The sequence below is a fragment of the Nocardioides sp. NPDC127514 genome (genome assembly GCF_040302125.1).
In the GTDB taxonomy this organism is placed as follows: Bacteria; Actinomycetota; Actinomycetes; order Propionibacteriales; family Nocardioidaceae; genus Nocardioides.
On record NZ_JBEORF010000016.1, the window covers coordinates 45,431 to 59,850 of the forward strand.

18 protein-coding genes are annotated in these 14,420 nt (G+C 68.9%); 3 read left to right on the forward strand and 15 right to left on the reverse strand.

Annotation, left to right across the window (positions count from 1 at the left end; all coding sequences use genetic code 11):
- Window positions 1-101: 101 nt before the first annotated feature.
- A complete protein-coding gene (locus ABTX24_RS14225; protein WP_160022651.1) occupies window positions 102-530 on the forward strand; it encodes a hypothetical protein in 429 nt (142 codons plus the stop codon).
- Window positions 531-534: 4 nt separating this feature from the next.
- On the opposite strand, the gene ABTX24_RS14230 is transcribed toward ABTX24_RS14225, so the two are convergent.
- Genes ABTX24_RS14230 through ABTX24_RS14255 form a run of 6 tightly spaced genes read right to left on the reverse strand, consistent with a single transcriptional unit; the run spans window position 535 to window position 4,709 of the window.
- Entirely contained in the window at window positions 535-1,149 is a 615-nt protein-coding gene (locus ABTX24_RS14230; RefSeq protein ID WP_350840443.1) for an acVLRF1 family peptidyl-tRNA hydrolase, read from the reverse strand.
- A 9-nt stretch (window positions 1,150-1,158) separates the two neighbouring features.
- Window positions 1,159-1,521 carry an MmcQ/YjbR family DNA-binding protein gene (locus ABTX24_RS14235; protein ID WP_350840445.1) on the reverse strand — a complete coding sequence of 121 codons (363 nt, stop codon included), beginning with the start codon at window positions 1,519-1,521 and terminating at the stop codon, window positions 1,159-1,161.
- 23 nt (window positions 1,522-1,544) lie between these two features.
- Window positions 1,545-2,078, reverse strand: a complete 534-nt coding sequence (locus tag ABTX24_RS14240; RefSeq protein WP_350840447.1) for an ASCH domain-containing protein — start codon at window positions 2,076-2,078, stop codon at window positions 1,545-1,547.
- 25 nt (window positions 2,079-2,103) lie between these two features.
- Window positions 2,104-2,850, reverse strand: coding sequence for a GNAT family N-acetyltransferase (locus tag ABTX24_RS14245; protein ID WP_350840449.1), 747 nt, complete (start codon window positions 2,848-2,850; stop codon window positions 2,104-2,106).
- Window positions 2,851-2,870: 20 nt separating this feature from the next.
- Window positions 2,871-3,512: a maleylpyruvate isomerase family mycothiol-dependent enzyme gene (locus tag ABTX24_RS14250; RefSeq protein ID WP_350840451.1), complete on the reverse strand. Its 642-nt coding sequence runs from the start codon at window positions 3,510-3,512 to the stop codon at window positions 2,871-2,873.
- A 12-nt stretch (window positions 3,513-3,524) separates the two neighbouring features.
- Window positions 3,525-4,709 (reverse strand): dicarboxylate/amino acid:cation symporter, encoded by a 1,185-nt coding sequence (locus ABTX24_RS14255; RefSeq protein ID WP_350840453.1) that lies wholly within the window; start codon window positions 4,707-4,709, stop codon window positions 3,525-3,527.
- Window positions 4,710-5,100: 391 nt separating this feature from the next.
- Here ABTX24_RS14255 and ABTX24_RS14260 point away from each other — a divergent pair, with 391 nt between their 5' ends.
- The gene (locus tag ABTX24_RS14260) at window positions 5,101-5,442 is read left to right on the forward strand and encodes a WhiB family transcriptional regulator (protein ID WP_160022637.1); all 342 of its coding nucleotides are present in this window, start codon (window positions 5,101-5,103) and stop codon (window positions 5,440-5,442) included.
- A gap of 59 nt (window positions 5,443-5,501) precedes the next feature.
- Here ABTX24_RS14260 and ABTX24_RS14265 read toward each other — a convergent pair whose 3' ends face one another.
- The 8 genes from ABTX24_RS14265 to ABTX24_RS14300 form a co-directional block, all read right to left on the reverse strand.
- Window positions 5,502-5,837 carry a metal-sulfur cluster assembly factor gene (locus ABTX24_RS14265; protein ID WP_160028798.1) on the reverse strand — a complete coding sequence of 112 codons (336 nt, stop codon included), beginning with the start codon at window positions 5,835-5,837 and terminating at the stop codon, window positions 5,502-5,504.
- Between the two features lie 140 nt (window positions 5,838-5,977).
- Window positions 5,978-6,430: a Fe-S cluster assembly sulfur transfer protein SufU gene (gene sufU, locus ABTX24_RS14270; RefSeq protein WP_160022635.1), complete on the reverse strand. Its 453-nt coding sequence runs from the start codon at window positions 6,428-6,430 to the stop codon at window positions 5,978-5,980.
- Window positions 6,430-7,683 (reverse strand): cysteine desulfurase, encoded by a 1,254-nt coding sequence (locus ABTX24_RS14275; protein WP_160022633.1) that lies wholly within the window; start codon window positions 7,681-7,683, stop codon window positions 6,430-6,432. The genes sufU and ABTX24_RS14275 overlap by 1 nt, the downstream gene beginning before the upstream one ends.
- A gap of 1 nt (window position 7,684) precedes the next feature.
- Entirely contained in the window at window positions 7,685-8,443 is a 759-nt protein-coding gene (gene sufC / locus ABTX24_RS14280) for a Fe-S cluster assembly ATPase SufC (RefSeq protein ID WP_160022631.1), read from the reverse strand.
- Window positions 8,440-9,624, reverse strand: coding sequence for a Fe-S cluster assembly protein SufD (gene sufD / locus ABTX24_RS14285; RefSeq protein WP_350840455.1), 1,185 nt, complete (start codon window positions 9,622-9,624; stop codon window positions 8,440-8,442). The genes sufC and sufD overlap by 4 nt, the downstream gene beginning before the upstream one ends.
- Window positions 9,624-11,042 (reverse strand): Fe-S cluster assembly protein SufB, encoded by a 1,419-nt coding sequence (gene sufB, locus ABTX24_RS14290; protein WP_160022627.1) that lies wholly within the window; start codon window positions 11,040-11,042, stop codon window positions 9,624-9,626. The genes sufD and sufB overlap by 1 nt, the downstream gene beginning before the upstream one ends.
- Entirely contained in the window at window positions 11,039-11,770 is a 732-nt protein-coding gene (locus ABTX24_RS14295) for a helix-turn-helix transcriptional regulator (RefSeq protein WP_350840457.1), read from the reverse strand. The genes sufB and ABTX24_RS14295 overlap by 4 nt, the downstream gene beginning before the upstream one ends.
- Before the next feature lie 94 nt (window positions 11,771-11,864).
- Window positions 11,865-12,248 (reverse strand): hypothetical protein, encoded by a 384-nt coding sequence (locus tag ABTX24_RS14300; RefSeq protein ID WP_350840459.1) that lies wholly within the window; start codon window positions 12,246-12,248, stop codon window positions 11,865-11,867.
- 104 nt (window positions 12,249-12,352) lie between these two features.
- Between ABTX24_RS14300 and ABTX24_RS14305 the strand changes: the two genes are divergently transcribed.
- Window positions 12,353-12,994 (forward strand): methyltransferase domain-containing protein, encoded by a 642-nt coding sequence (locus tag ABTX24_RS14305; protein ID WP_350840461.1) that lies wholly within the window; start codon window positions 12,353-12,355, stop codon window positions 12,992-12,994.
- A gap of 98 nt (window positions 12,995-13,092) precedes the next feature.
- On the opposite strand, the gene ABTX24_RS14310 is transcribed toward ABTX24_RS14305, so the two are convergent.
- The gene (locus ABTX24_RS14310) at window positions 13,093-14,289 is read right to left on the reverse strand and encodes an outer membrane protein assembly factor BamB family protein (protein WP_350840463.1); all 1,197 of its coding nucleotides are present in this window, start codon (window positions 14,287-14,289) and stop codon (window positions 13,093-13,095) included.
- Window positions 14,290-14,420: the final 131 nt, after the last annotated feature.

Below are 14,420 nucleotides of genomic sequence, written 5' to 3' on the forward strand. Positions count from 1 at the left end.
CTTGCCAAAGTAGCGCATCCTCGCAGGTCGCAACGGCACTCACCGCCGGGAGGCGACGACGGGATGCTGAGTTTGATCCTGGGGCCGATATGGTTGAGCCGATGTCCGAGACTGACTACTGCGAGCTGTGTGACCTGCCGAAGTCACAGTGCATCCATGGGCGGCCCCCGGCCCCGCCCGCTCCGGCTCCAGTGAAGAAGCCGACAACCCGGGTACGCAAGACCACGACGAGTTCGACGGCCGCCGCGCCGAAGGTCGTCACCAAGTCCGCTCCCCGCAAGTGGACCCCGCCGGCCGCCTTCGCGCCGCTCATCCTCGAGATCCTCGAGACCGCCGGCGGCTCGATGTCTGCCGACGACGTTCTCGACGAGCTCGAGAGCCAGCTGGCTGACAGCCTCCTCCCGGGTGACTTCGAAACCACCCCGGAGGGCGAGCTCCGCTGGCGCTACGCGGCGCGACGTGCCCGTCAGACGCTGCTCACCGACGGCCTGATGGTCAAGGGGTCGCCGGGAGTCTGGCAGCTCCCCTGACGCGTCAGCTGTCGGCGTTGAGGACCTCGATCCGCACCTTCTGGGCCTCCTCGATCGCCTGATCGAGCACCGCGCGGTTGGGGTCCTGCACGGCCAGCCACGGTCCGGTCACCTCGAGCGACGCCAGCCGCCGGTCCTCGAGCACGTCGTCGACACCGCCGTGGTCGCCGCCGGTGACGAGCGGGCCTCGCAGCCCGTCGAGGATCCGGGCGGCATGCTCGGCCGCCGCCTCGTACGCGGCGCTGGCCTGGTTGGCGCGGCGCCGGGCGAAGCGCTGCTGGCTCCAGCCGCCCGCCTTGGTCTTCCCCTGGACGTGCCGCCGCCCGATCTTGTGGTCGGCGATCTCGCCGCCGCTCATCCGGGCGATCGCGAAGCCGCCCTTGCGCACCAGCAGCAGGCCCCAGTCCCGCGGCGGAGCCGAGGCGGCGATGAACGCCTCGACATCGGCCGGCCCGGCGTACGTCTTCTCGAACGGCAGCGCCGCGATGAACGAGGATCCGTCGGCCGCGGCACCGGTCAGCGCACCGGAGTCGACCCCGAGCCGGGTCTCGCCGTGGCGCGCGGCGAAGTTGTCGACCCACCGCTGGATCCGAGCGACCGGGACGGCGACGTTGGGCATGTCCGTACGCTACCGGTCCAGGCCACGCAGCAGCCGAGGTGGCGCGATGTGGCGATAGGCGTCCTCGCAGATCTCGGCTACCTCGTCCCAGTCGACGTCACCGTCGAGCCGCATGCCGACCCAGCCACGCCCACCGACGTAGGGAGGCACGAAGAAGCGCTCGGGATCGTCACCGACGACCTCGGCCTGCACCCCCGCCGCGGCGGCCGCCCACAGATGCGGCTCGTCGCGCCCGTGATGTCCCTGCGGCCACAGCATCACGAACTGCTTCTTCACGAAGAACCCGGGCGCGCCGTGGGTGACCCGCTCGGCGCTCTCCGGGAACCCGAGGCAGATCTCCCGGACCCGGTCGGTCAGCTCGGTCGGTGTCATCCGCCCACCACCCGGGTTCCGGATCAGTCCGGCTTCGGCCAGACGAGCTCGAACTGCTCCATCACGACCGGCATGTCCTCGCTGAACTCGTGGTCGGGACCGGCGAACTCGGTGAAGAAGCGTTCGTGCACCTCGCGCCAGTACTCGAGCGACAGGTCGCCCTCGCCCTCCAGTCGCGCGAACTCCGCCGGGACGTCCCGGAACGGGGCGACGTCGACCTGAGTGGTGGCGATGAGGGCGCGTGGATGACCGGAGCCGTCGAGGATGATGCTCATGCCACCTACGGTCGGGAACGGCTCGTCTCCGCTCTCGAAGTCCCACTGCGCAGTGGCGGTCGCCGTCTTCACCCCTTCGAGGACGAGCTCGAGCAGCCCGTCTGCCTCTTCCGGCGTCCCACCGAACGCCCACGCCGGTGGCTGCAGCGCTTCCAGCGGAGACGCACCGAAGTAGCCCGGCGCGGCGCTGAGATGGGCGTGATGCTTCACGTCCTCCCAGAACGCAGCAACCTCTGTCTCTTGCTCAGGGTTGTCGGGAACCATGACGGCGTCGTCGCTCATAGGCGACACTCAACCACAGTTGGCACTAGCCGTGCCGGGACTCGGCGGAGGTACGCGGCGTGGCTGTTCGCGCGCTCACCAGACGGGCTCGGGCGCGCCAGCCGAGGCCGGTGTAGAGAGGCTCGCCCATCTCGCTGGCGACCAGAAGGCCATGGACGGCACCGGCCTCCCGGGCGGCCGAGACGAGCAGGCTCATCACCGCACCGCCAAGACCGCGGCGCCGGTGGTCGGGCTCGGTCTGGATCCGGTCGGCGACGGCGTCGGCACCGATGACGGCGATCCGCCCGAGGGCCGCGACGTCCTCGCCCACGCGGACCGTCACGGTGATGAGGCCGCCGTCGCGATCCACATCGGCGAGATAGCCCTCCGGAAGCCGCCGGAACGCGTGGTCGGCGAGCTGGATCGACATCAGCGCCTCCTCACCATCACTGGCGACCAGCCCGCCCTCCACGAACCAAGGTCGTACGCCCGCGGGCGACTCGGTCACCACCGACAACCACGCCTCGGGCGTGACCCGGGCGGTGTCGACGAGCCCGGCGAGCGTGTCGGCGTCGTCGGTCGCCACCCACTCGACCCGGCGGCCGCTCTCCCCGACCTCCACTCGTACGCCTCCAGGCACCGCCGCAGGGCGGGAGAAGCCCCGGGCGTAGGCCCAACCGCGGGCCCATCGGGAGACCAAGTCCGCAAGGTCGGTGTCCGCCGCGGCAGCGGACAGTGCGGCGAGGCCCACCGAGGCGACGTACCCGAACCAGATCCGACCAGGAGCCTCCACGTCCGGGGAGCCTACCCGGGTCAGCCGAGACGCTCCCGCAAGGTCGCCACCCCTGGCCCGTCGAGATCCGCCAACGCGACCGACCGGCCGGAGAGAGCCATCGCGAGGGCCTCGCTGGGACCGGCGACCTCCTCGCTCGAGCCGTTCGCCGCCGTCCAGGACCAGTCCTGGTCGGTCGCGCGCAGCGCGAGCCCGTCGAGCCGGCCGGTTGGGACCACCCCGAGCGAGGCCTGCTTGGTCGGCAGCCAGTCGAGCACCGCGCGCCAGTCCTCGAGCGGGACGTCGGTGTCGAGACCGAGCGGTCGGGCGCAGTCACGCAGGTGGATGCAGTGGTCGGTGAACTGCCCCATCGGACCGACGCCGGGCGCCGGCACCCGCTTGGTGGCGTACGTCCTCAGCAGCCCGGTCAGCTCGGCCACCGGCCGCCGCGCCTGCTCCTCGGCGATCGCGGCCGAGGCCCGGTCGATGGAGCCTCGGGCCAGCAGCGTGCGCCACAGCAGCCGCCCGATCCCGACCGAGAACGGCATCGCGCTGTGGCCCAGCACCTCCCTCACCGTCCAGGCTGAGCAGAGGCTCTGTGTCTCCAGCTGGGATTCGTCGAGCCCGTCGAAGAAGTCGGCGAGCAGGCGTCGGTTGGCTGCGGTGCGGGCGGCTACGTCCATGACTCCATCGTGTCAGGCCGCCGCCTCCGCGACAGGCTCCACCACCGGCTTCGTCCCGGCGTACACGTCCCGGTCGATCTCGTCCGCGCCGTGCGCCACCAGCAGCGCGACCATGGTGTCTCCGTTCACGTTGAGGAACGTACGCAGGATGCCGGTGAACCAGTCCACCGCGATGAGCAGCCCGGCGGCCTCGATGGGCAGGTCCAGGGACGTGGCCAGGAAGATGGCGACGACGGGGAACCCGCCGGGCACCGTGATCGTGCCGATGTTGAGCAGCACCGCGAGCGCCATCCCGAGCGCGATGTCGCCAGGGGAGAGCGAGACGCCGGAGGCCTGGGCGAGGAAGAGCACCACGATCGTGTAGTTGAGCACCGCGCCGCACGAGCCCATCGTCATCCCCAGGCAGAGCGTGAAGTCCGCGACCCGCTTCGAGATGCCGAACTTCTCGACCGCGTTCTTCAGCACCGTCGGGAAGGTGACCGCCGACGAGGTGGTGGTGACGGCCACGACGGTCTGCTCGGCGAGCTTCGCGGGCAGGCGCAGCGGGTTGAGCCGGGTGACGGCGACGACCACGACGACGTAGAGGGCGGAGATGATCACCACGCCGGCCAGGGTCGTGCCCAGGTAGGCGAGCGCGGTGGTGACCACCCCGAAGCCGACGCGGCCGGCGAGATCGGCGAGGAGGCAGAAGACGCCGATCGGCGCCAGGTACATGACGTACCTGATCATCAGCAGGACGATCGCCTGGATCTGCTCGAAGAAGGTGAGCACGACGGTCGGGCCGTTCATCGCGGTGTAGCGGTTGAGCGCGAGACCGAAGATCAGGGCGAAGACGATGATCGGCACCATCGCGCCGGTGGCCATCGCCTCGACCACGTTGGTGGAGACGAAGGCGGTCACGGTCTGCTGCCAGCCGACCGCGGTCGCCGCGGCCGAGTCGGTCAGGGTCGGGTCGAGGTCGCCGTCATAGCGCATCCCCGCTCCCGGCTCGATCAGCTCCGCCAGCCCCCAGCCGACGAAGGCGGCGACCACCGCGAACCCCAGCATCCAGCCGAAGGTCGCCCCGGCCAATCTGCCGGCGCCCGCCCCGGTCATCGCGCCCGTCGCGACGATCACCGACGAGGCGACCAGCGGGACGATCGACATCTGGATCAGCCGGATGAAGATGTCACCGACGAACTTGAGGTTGCCGCCCACTCCCCCACCACCAAGCCGAAGACGATGCCGGCGACGGCACCGGCGAGGATCAGGACGGCTGGGGACTTCAAGACCTTCATCGGGTCTCCTAAGCGTCGACGACGGTGGATCCCGGACGCTAACGAGGCCGCGTACGCCGCCGGTTAAGCCGCCGTCACCGGCACGTTTCCCGGGACAAACCAGTGGTCCCGGCTGGGGCGGGGTGAATACCATTGATGTCATGCGCGAGACCACGATCTGCAAGCACCTGAGCCGACCGGTCCAGGACGTGGAGTTTGCGCGCTCGGAGCCGCAACGAACGTAGGTGCTCACCGCATCCACCAGGGCCGCTCCGATCGAATCGGAGGCGGCCCTTTCTCATGTCCAGCAGCATCACCAGGAGGTGAACGAGATGGAGATCATCACACTCTTCGGAGAGGGCAACAGCTCGAAGACCTACGAGCTGACGCTGAAGCACCCGACTCCCCGGACCGACGAGTGGGCCTGCGTGGGCGAGGACCCGGAGCTCTTTCATCCCGAGGACCTCACCCAGCTCGCCGAGGCGCAGCAGGTCTGCGCCGACTGCCCGATGCGGCAGACCTGCCTCGAGCTCGGCACCGCCCGGCGGGAGTGGGGAGTCTGGGGCGGTGTGCTCCTGGAGAGCGGCAAACCTCGGGACACCCCCAGAACTCCCGGAAGAAAGCCCTACAAGCGCAGCCAGGAAGCGATCGCGCGCGCCCGCCGCGTCGCCTGAAATGACGTGGGAGTCCTGAGGTCACCCAGTGACCTCAGGACTCCCACGTCGGGCGAACCTCAGACGTTGAACCCGAGAGCGCGCAGCATCTCGCGGCCGTCGGGGGTGATCTTGTCCGGGCCCCACGGCGGCATCCAGACCCAGTTGATGTGCACGTCGTTGACCATGCCCTCCAATGCCTGCGAGGTCTGGTCCTGGATGACGTCGGTCAGCGGGCAGGCCGCCGAGGTCAGCGTCATGTCGATGACCACGTTGGAGTGGTCCTCGATGTGCAGGCCGTAGATCAGACCCAGGTCGACAACGTTGATGCCGAGCTCGGGGTCGACGACGTCCTTCATCGCCTCCTCGACGTCCTCGATCTTCAGGCTCGCGCCCTCGACCGTGGACGTACGCATCCCCTGCCACTCAGGCGCCTCGTGACCGTGCCCGTGGCCGTGGCCCGAGTGGTCATGGCCGGAGTGGTCATGCCCCGCGTGGTCGTGACCCGCGTGGTCGTGACCCGCGTGGTCGTGCTCAGTGTGGTCGGTCTCAGTCATCAGTTCTCCTCGGCGACAGTCTTCGCGGCGGCGTCTTTCCAGGCCATCCACGACAGCAGCGCGCACTTGATCCGGGCGGGGAACTTGGCGACGCCGGCGAAGGCGATGCCGTCCTCCAGAATGTCCTCGTCGGGCTCCACCTGGCCCTTGCCCTGCATCAGCCGCAGGAACTCCTCGTGGATCACCATCGCCTCGTCCACCGTCTTGCCCACGACCAGGTCGTTGAGCACGGAGGCCGAGGCCTGCGAGATCGAGCAGCCGAGGGCGTCGTAGGAGATGTCCTCGATCTTGCCCCCGTCGACGTGGAGCCGCAGGGTGATCTCGTCACCGCAGGTCGGGTTGACGTGGTGAACCTCCGCCTCGAAGGGGTCGCGAAGACCCTTCCCGTGCGGGTTCTTGTAGTGGTCCAGGATGATCTCCTGGTACATGCTCTCGAGGTTCGCGGCAGTCATCACTTGTCCAACTTGAAGAACGTGCGTACGTATTCCAACCCCTCGACCAGCGCGTCGATCTCGGCGGGCGTGGTGTAGAGGTAGGACGACATCCGGTTGGAGGCCTGGACGCCGAACCGCTGGTGGGCGGGCTTGGCGCAGTGGTGCCCGGCGCGGATGGCGACGCCCTTGGAGTCGAGCACCTGGGCCACGTCGTGCGGGTGCACGCCGTCGAGCTCGAAGGCGATCGCGCCGCCGCGCTTGGCGGCGTCGGCCGGGCCGAGCACGGTCACACCCGGGACGGTCGCGAGGCGCTCCAACGCGTAGGCCGTGATCGCCTGCTCGTGGGCGTGGACGTTCTCCATACCGAGGTGCATGAGGTATTCCAGCGCCGCACCGAGACCCACAGCCTCGGCGATCGGCGGGGTGCCGGCCTCGAACTTGTGCGGGATCGGCGCGTAGGTCGACTTCTCCATCGTCACCGTGGCGATCATCTCGCCGCCACCGAGGAACGGCGGCAGCGCCTCGAGCGCGGCACGCCGGCCCCACAGGACGCCGATGCCGGTCGGGCCGACGACCTTGTGGCCGGTGAAGGCGAGGAAGTCGGGACGCTCCTCTTCGGCCATGCCGGCCAGGTCGATCGGCAGCACCGGGGCGGCCTGCGCAGCGTCGACGACGACCAGCGCACCGACCTCGTGGGCCTTGCGGGCGATCTCGGCGATCGGGTTGACCGTGCCGAGCATGTTGGAGACCCAGGTCAGCGCGACGATCTTGGTCGCCGGCGTGATCAGCTCGTCGATGTTCGACAGGTCGAGCTCACCGGAGTCGGTGAGTCCGAACCACTTCAACGTCGCACCCGCGCGCTGCGTGGCGAGCTGCCACGGAACGATGTTGGAGTGGTGCTCCATCTCGGTGGTCACGACCACGTCGCCGGCGGCCAGCGGCACGGTGTTGGCGACCAGGTTGAGCGCCTCGGAGGCGTTCTTGGTGAAGATCACCTCGTCGCGCTCGGGCGCGCCGAGGAAGCGCGCGACGGTGTCGCGCGCCCCCTCGAACGCCTCGGTCGCCTCGGCACCCAGGTGGTGCATCGCCCGAGCGATGTTGGCGTTGTGCCGCTCCAGGTGATCGACCATGGTGTCGATCACGATCTGCGGCTTCTGCGAGGTGTTGGCGCTGTCGAGGTAGACCAGCGGGGTCTCGCCGCCGTCGAAGGTGCGCTCCAGGATCGGGAAGTCCTTGCGGACCAGATCCAGGTCGGGCAGCAGACCCTTCATGTCAGACCCCTGCCGCGACGTACTTCTCGTAGCCGTTGGCCTCCAGCTCCTCGGCCAGGTCCGGGCCACCCGACTCCGCGATCCGGCCGGCCACGAAGACGTGCACGTGGTCAGGCTTGATGTAGCGCAGGATGCGGGTGTAGTGGGTGATCAGCAGGACCGACTTGCCGTCGCGGGCGCGGAAGTCGTTGATCCCCTCGGAGACGACCTTGAGCGCGTCGATGTCGAGGCCGGAGTCGATCTCGTCGAGCAGCGCGACGGCCGGGTCGAGGATGTCGAGCTGGGCGATCTCGTGGCGCTTCTTCTCGCCACCGGAGAAGCCCTCGTTGACCGAGCGCTGCGAGAAGGTCGGGTCCAGGTGCATCTTGTTCATCGCACCGTTGACGTCCTTGACCCACGTACGCAGCTTGGGGGCCTCGCCGTCCAGCGCCGTCTTCGCGGTGCGGAGGAAGTTGGCCACGCTCACGCCGGGAACCTCGACGGGGTACTGCATCGCCAGGAACAGCCCGGCCTTGGCGCGCTCGTCGACCGACATCTCCAGGACGTCCTCGCCGTCGAGGGTGACGGTGCCGCCGGTGATGGTGTACTTCGGGTGGCCGGCGATCGAGTAGGCAAGCGTCGACTTGCCCGAGCCGTTGGGGCCCATGATCGCGTGGGTCTCGCCGGAGTTGATCGTCAGGGTCACGCCCTTGAGGATCTCCTTGGCACCGTCCTCGGTGTTCACCGAGACCGTGAGGTCCTTGATCTCAAGCGTGCTCATGCGGTTGCGTCCTTCTCGATAAGGGTGTTGATGTTCTTGGCGAGCTCGGCCTCGACCGTGCCGGTCAGCTTCTCCTCGAGCTCGGGGACACCGATCTGACGGATCAGGTCGTTGAAGAAGCCGTGCACGACCAGGCGCTTCGCCTCGGTCTCGGAGATGCCGCGGCTCTGCAGGTAGAAGAGCTGCTCGTCGTCGAACCGGCCGATCGCCGACGCGTGACCCGCGCCCTCGATCTCGCCGGTCTCGATCTCCAGGTTGGGCACGGAGTCGGCCCAGGCACCGTCGGTGAGGATGAGGTTGCGGTTCTCCTCGTACGTCTCGATGCCCTCGGCCTCCTTGCGGATCAGCACGTTGCCGATCCAGACCGCGTGGGCCTTCTCGCCCTGCAGCGCGCCCTTGTAGATCACGTTGGACTTGGTCTTCGGGGCGGTGTGGTCGACGAAGAGACGGTGCTCGATGTGCTGACCGGCGTCGGCGAAGTAGAGGCCGAGCGACTCCACGGAGCCGCCGGGGCCGGAGTACTCCGCCGAGAAGTCGTGACGCACCACGTCGCCCCCGAAGCTCACCGAGACGTGCTTGAGGTTGGCGTCGCGGCCGACCTTGGCGTGCTGGGTGGAGAGGTGGACGGCGTCGTCGGCCCAGTCCTGGACGGAGACGACGGTGAGGTCGGCGCCGTCCTCGACGACGATCTCGATGTTGTCGGCGACGACGGCAGAGCCCTCGAAGACCAGCACAACGGTCGCCTTGGCGAACTTCTCCGCCACGATCACCGCGTGACCGGCGCCGGCGGTCTCCGAGCCGGTGCCGTGGTGGCGGATCACGGTCGCGCCCTCGACGACGGTGTCGGTCGGGATCCGCACGACGGTCGCGCCGGTGCTGGCCGCCCAGGCCCGCGCCGAGACACGGTCGGTCGGGACCAGGCCCGAGCTGCCGCGTACGTCATCGTCGGCCGCGACGGTCTCGACGGTCACGCCCGTGGCCGCCTCGACCTCCACCTTGGTCGCACCGTCGGCGAACGGGGCGTTGTCGTGGATGCCCTTGAGGCGCTTGAGCGGGGTGAACCGCCAGATCTCCTCGCGACCCTTCGGCACCTCGTGCGCCTCGACGTCGAAAGAGCCTTCCGGGTGGAGGTGGGACTCGACCTTGTCGAGCTCCAGGGCCTCCTGCACAGCTGCGGTCATCAGCCGACCGCTCCTTCCATCTGCAGTTCGATCAGGCGGTTGAGCTCGAGGGCGTACTCCATCGGGAGCTCCTTGGCGATCGGCTCGACGAAGCCGCGCACGATCATCGCCATCGCCTCGTCCTCGGCCATGCCGCGGGACATCAGATAGAACAGCTGGTCGTCGGAGACCTTCGAGACCGAGGCCTCGTGACCCATCGAGACGTCGTCCTCGCGGATGTCGACGTAGGGGTAGGTGTCCGAACGCGAGATCTGGTCGACCAGGAGCGCGTCGCAGAGCACGTTGGACTTCGAGCCGTGCGCGCCCTCGTTGATCTGGATCAGGCCGCGGTAGGAGGTGCGGCCACCGCCACGCGCAACGCTCTTCGACAGGATCGACGAGGAGGTGTTCGGGGCGGCGTGCACCATCTTGGCGCCCGCGTCCTGGTGCTGGCCCTCGCCGGCGAAGGCGATGGAGAGCGTCTCGCCCTTGGCGTGCTCACCCATCAGGTAGACCGCCGGGTACTTCATGGTCACCTTGGAGCCGATGTTGCCGTCGACCCACTCCATGGTCGCGCCCTCCTCGCAGGTGGCGCGCTTGGTGACCAGGTTGTAGACGTTGTTCGACCAGTTCTGGATGGTCGTGTAGCGAACGCGGGCGTTCTTCTTCACGATGATCTCGACGACCGCGGAGTGCAGCGAGTCGGACTGGTAGATCGGCGCGGTGCAGCCCTCGACGTAGTGAACGTAGGAGCCCTCGTCGGCGATGATCAGGGTGCGCTCGAACTGGCCCATGTTCTCGGTGTTGATCCGGAAGTAGGCCTGCAGCGGGATGTCGACGTGGACGCCCTTGGGCACGTAGATGAAGGAGCCACCCGACCACACGGCGGTGTTCAGCGCGGCGAACTTGTTGTCGCCGACCGGGATCACCGTGCCGAAGTACTCCTGGAAGATCTCCGGGTGCTCCTTGAGCGCGGTGTCGGTGTCGAGGAAGAGCACGCCCTGGGCCTCGAGGTCCTCGCGGATCGAGTGGTAGACGACCTCCGACTCGTACTGCGCGGCGACACCGGCGACCAGGCGCTGCTTCTCCGCCTCCGGGATGCCGAGCCGGTCGTAGGTGTTCTTGATGTCCTCGGGCAGGTCCTCCCACGAGGTGGCCTGCTTCTCCGACGAGCGCACGAAGTACTTGATGTTGTCGAAGTCGATGTCCGAGAGGTCGGAGCCCCAGGTGGGCATCGGCTTGCGGCCGAAGAGCTTGAGGCCCTTCAGGCGCAGGTCGAGCATCCACTGCGGCTCAGACTTCTTGCCGGAGATGTCGCGGACGATGGCGTCGTTGAGACCGCGCTGTGCCGCAGCACCGGCGACGTCCGAGTCGGACCAGCCGAACTCGTACTTGCCGATGCCCTTCAGCTCGGGGTTGAGCTCCTCGATGGAGGTCATGTCGTGACCTGCTCCTTCTTCTTCGAAACTTCGCCGGGACCGGAGGATCCAGGAGGGATGTGCGTCGTGCAGACTCCGTCGCCGTGGGCGATGGTGGCCAAGCGTTGTACGTGGGTGCCGAGCAGCTTCGCGATCGCCTCTGTCTCCGCCTCGCAGAGCTCGGGGAACTCCTGGGCGACATGGGCAACCGGGCAGTGCTGCTGGCACAGCTGCTCACCTGCGTCGTGACCGTTGATCAGCGGCAGCTCCCTGACGGAGGCCGCATAGCCGTTGGCCGTGAACACATTCGCAAGCACCTGCGCGGGGCTGAGATCCGTCTCACCGGCGGCGATCCGGTCCAGTCCCTGCTTGATGAACGCCGCGCGGCGCTCCGCGAATTCCCGCACGGCCTCTTCGCCGGCCACCTCGGAGAGGAACCGCAGCGCCTCGACCGCCAGGTCGTCGTACTTCTTCTCGAAGCCGTCCCGACCCTGGTCGGTGAGCGCGAAGAGCTTGGCCGGGCGGCCCCGCCCACGCGTGGACGCGGTGCGCGGCTCACGCTGCTCCACCGCCTCCTCCTCGGCCAGCGCGTCCAGGTGGCGCCTGACCGCGGCCGGGGTGAGATCGAGCCGCTTGGCCAGCGTCGCAGCGGTCTGCGGGCCGTCGACAAGCAGCGACCGAGCGACCCGCTGGCGGGTGCTCTCCTCGCTGGTCTCTGCGGGCTGCAGAGTGCTCTCGTCGAATTTCACAACACCATTGTGACGTTATTCCCCCAGGCGATTCAACGAAGGCAACCCTTACTTGCCCGCTGGCCGGTGACGACGTGTCGTACGTCACCCCGGATCAGCCCGTCGGCATCCCGTCAAGGGTCGGAGAGGCGAGGGCGGCGACGCCGACGTAGACAGCGTCGGGCGGCAGCCAGCGGGTGCCCCGGTCGGAGCGCAGGACCGTGCGACCGCGTTCGAGGTCGAAGATGCCGACCCGGATGCGGCCGCCGGAGCGTACGACCGCCACCTCACCGCGCTTGGGTCGGCGGGGGTTGATCACGAGGTCGGAGCCGGGCGGGAGGCCTCGCGAGGTGAGGTGGGCGCCGACAAGACGGTGGACCAGCGTCTCGTCCTGCGGTGCAGGCGCAGGTGCCCGCCGCGTGGGCGTGGGCAGAGCGCCGGGAACGACGTCGAACGGCAGCGGTACGTCGCGCCGGGACGCGCCGCCAGTCGATCTCATGTTCGAAAGCGTACCCGTCCGCGACGGCCCGCGGAACCGTGGAACGAGGACTTGTCATGCGCCCCGCTCTCCCACTCGTCGCGCCGGCCCGAGAGACTGTGGCCATGACGGTCAACGACCCCACCGACTGGGATACCGCCTACGTCCGCGGCACGACCGGCTGGGACCTCGGCGCTCCCCTGGCCTACATCGAGGAGGACGCGGCGCTCCTCGGCGAGCCCGGCACCGCCTTCGCGCCCGGCGCCGGCCGGGGGCACGATGCGGCAGGGTTGGCGGCTGCCGGATGGCGTACGACGGTCGTCGACCTCTCCCCCACGGCGGCCGCCTACGCGGCGGAGCACTACCCGGACGTCACCTACGCGGTCGGCGACGCTCTCGATGCCGACGTCGTCCTGGCCGCGACCGGCGGGCCGGTCGACCTGATGTGGGACCACACCTTCTTCTGCGCGCTGCCGCCCGACTGGCGCGGCCGCGTCGGCGACCTGGCCCGCGCGGTCGTACGCCCCGGCGGCCGGGTCGCGTCGGGTGTCTTCCCGATCGACCGTCCGAGGATGGAGGCGGGCCCGCCGTGGACGTACGTCCCCGAGGACATGAGCCGCGCCCTCGGCCCGGACTTCGACCTGGTCCACGTCTCCGAGCCGCGCCGACTGAACCCGCGGATGCCGTGGAGCCACCGCCTCGGGATCTGGCAGCGCCGCCTCAGCGTTCACGCAGCGGCATCGCGGCACTCGACACCCTCGGTCTGAGCGGCAGGTCGGCAACGGCGAAGGTCTTCTTCGCCTTCGTGCGCGACATCCTCCGCCCCGACCCATGGGCGGCGGAGCGTGGTTGACGCCACGGCCCCTCAGCTCGAGGGCAGCTGGTAGGCCGTCGTCTCGCTGTCCTCGCGCGCCGCGTCGACGGCGCCCACCAGCAGCAGGTCACCGACCTTCGTCACCACGGCGGGTGCGTTCTCGACGGAGCCGACGACTTTCTCGGAGCCGTCATCGAGGTCGCGACGGAGCACGCTGTAGCCGGCCTCGGACCGGGTGTCACGACCGATGTAGACGCCCTTCTCGTCAGCCCCCAGGAAGATGTCGCCGGCTTCGCTAGCCCGACTCCAAGCCTCTGAGCCCGAGGTCAGATCCCACGTTCGCACGGCGCCGTCCGCGGCGGCGTCGGACCCGGACAGCTCCTCGTCGTAGGCGCCGGCGATCCGGTCTCCCACGACGGCGGCCAGCCCGAGCGTCGGCGTCGCAGCGCCGGCATCCAGGGACCGGCCGACGATCCTTCCCAGCTGACCGGTGCGTGGGTCGATCATGCGAACGCCCTGCACCCCCTCGATCCATACGTCGGCGACGATCGGTTCGGTGGCGTAGACGGCGCCCACCTGTGGGTGGTCGCCGGCGACGGTCCACAGGCGCTCGCCGGTATCGACGTCGAAGCCGCTGAGGCCGTCCTTCTCTGGGACCAGCGCGGTGTTGCCCGTGGTGGCGACCCGGCACCCGAACGAGCCCAGCTCGGCGGCCCCGTCGCGAGCCATCAGCGGCTCCAGGCGATCACCGGACGTCGCCTCCCAGCGCTCGACCGCGCAGTCGGTCGTGACCGACACGGTCGTCTCGGTCAACCCGACCATGCCGCCGCCCTCGGAGCGTCCACCGATCGACTCGAACGTCGCTGACCACACGACGCCGCCGTCGGAGGTGTCCACGACCGTGACCCGGTTGCAGCCGTGAGAGCCCGGTGGGTGGTCACGCACCGCGACGAGCCCGGCCTGGTTCACCGGCGAGATCTCGCACACGTTCTCCTCGAGAGGCAGATGCCAGGCTTCCTCGCCGTCGGCGAGGCGTACGGCTTCGATCCGGGAGGAGTCGATGTTGGCGTAGATCCACAGCTCGTCGGTCGCCGTCCAGGAACCCGAGGACAGGAACTCGCTCTCCGGACCGCCTGCTCGAGACCACTTCTCGGCCAGCGCTGACCCCGCTCCGTCCGTCTCGCCGCAACCGACGAGCAAGGTGCCGGCCAACACGAACGTCGCCAGCAACCTCTGCTGAGATTTCATGGGCCTCAACGTTAAGACCCCTCACGATCCCGGTGTCGGCTTTCCAGAAACCAGCCACGACGCAACTGCACTGGAGAAGTGGTCATTTTGGGCCCTCGGCAGGTCGCCTTCGGGCCCAAATTGACCACTTT

Bases quoted from the DNA above. Each gene is read 5' to 3' on its own strand.
- ABTX24_RS14225 (WP_160022651.1), top strand. From the start codon at position 102: ATGTCCGAGACTGACTACTGCGAGCTGTGTGACCTGCCGAAGTCACAG.
- ABTX24_RS14230 (WP_350840443.1), bottom strand. From the start codon at position 1,149: ATGCCCAACGTCGCCGTCCCGGTCGCTCGGATCCAGCGGTGGGTCGAC.
- ABTX24_RS14235 (WP_350840445.1), bottom strand. From the start codon at position 1,521: ATGACACCGACCGAGCTGACCGACCGGGTCCGGGAGATCTGCCTCGGG.
- ABTX24_RS14240 (WP_350840447.1), bottom strand. From the start codon at position 2,078: ATGAGCGACGACGCCGTCATGGTTCCCGACAACCCTGAGCAAGAGACA.
- ABTX24_RS14250 (WP_350840451.1), bottom strand. From the start codon at position 3,512: ATGGACGTAGCCGCCCGCACCGCAGCCAACCGACGCCTGCTCGCCGAC.
- ABTX24_RS14260 (WP_160022637.1), top strand. From the start codon at position 5,101: ATGGAGATCATCACACTCTTCGGAGAGGGCAACAGCTCGAAGACCTAC.
- ABTX24_RS14265 (WP_160028798.1), bottom strand. From the start codon at position 5,837: ATGCGTACGTCCACGGTCGAGGGCGCGAGCCTGAAGATCGAGGACGTC.
- sufU (WP_160022635.1), bottom strand. From the start codon at position 6,430: ATGACTGCCGCGAACCTCGAGAGCATGTACCAGGAGATCATCCTGGAC.
- ABTX24_RS14275 (WP_160022633.1), bottom strand. From the start codon at position 7,683: ATGAAGGGTCTGCTGCCCGACCTGGATCTGGTCCGCAAGGACTTCCCG.
- sufC (WP_160022631.1), bottom strand. From the start codon at position 8,443: ATGAGCACGCTTGAGATCAAGGACCTCACGGTCTCGGTGAACACCGAG.
- sufD (WP_350840455.1), bottom strand. From the start codon at position 9,624: ATGACCGCAGCTGTGCAGGAGGCCCTGGAGCTCGACAAGGTCGAGTCC.
- sufB (WP_160022627.1), bottom strand. From the start codon at position 11,042: ATGACCTCCATCGAGGAGCTCAACCCCGAGCTGAAGGGCATCGGCAAG.
- ABTX24_RS14300 (WP_350840459.1), bottom strand. From the start codon at position 12,248: ATGAGATCGACTGGCGGCGCGTCCCGGCGCGACGTACCGCTGCCGTTC.
- ABTX24_RS14305 (WP_350840461.1), top strand. From the start codon at position 12,353: ATGACGGTCAACGACCCCACCGACTGGGATACCGCCTACGTCCGCGGC.
- ABTX24_RS14310 (WP_350840463.1), bottom strand. From the start codon at position 14,289: ATGAAATCTCAGCAGAGGTTGCTGGCGACGTTCGTGTTGGCCGGCACC.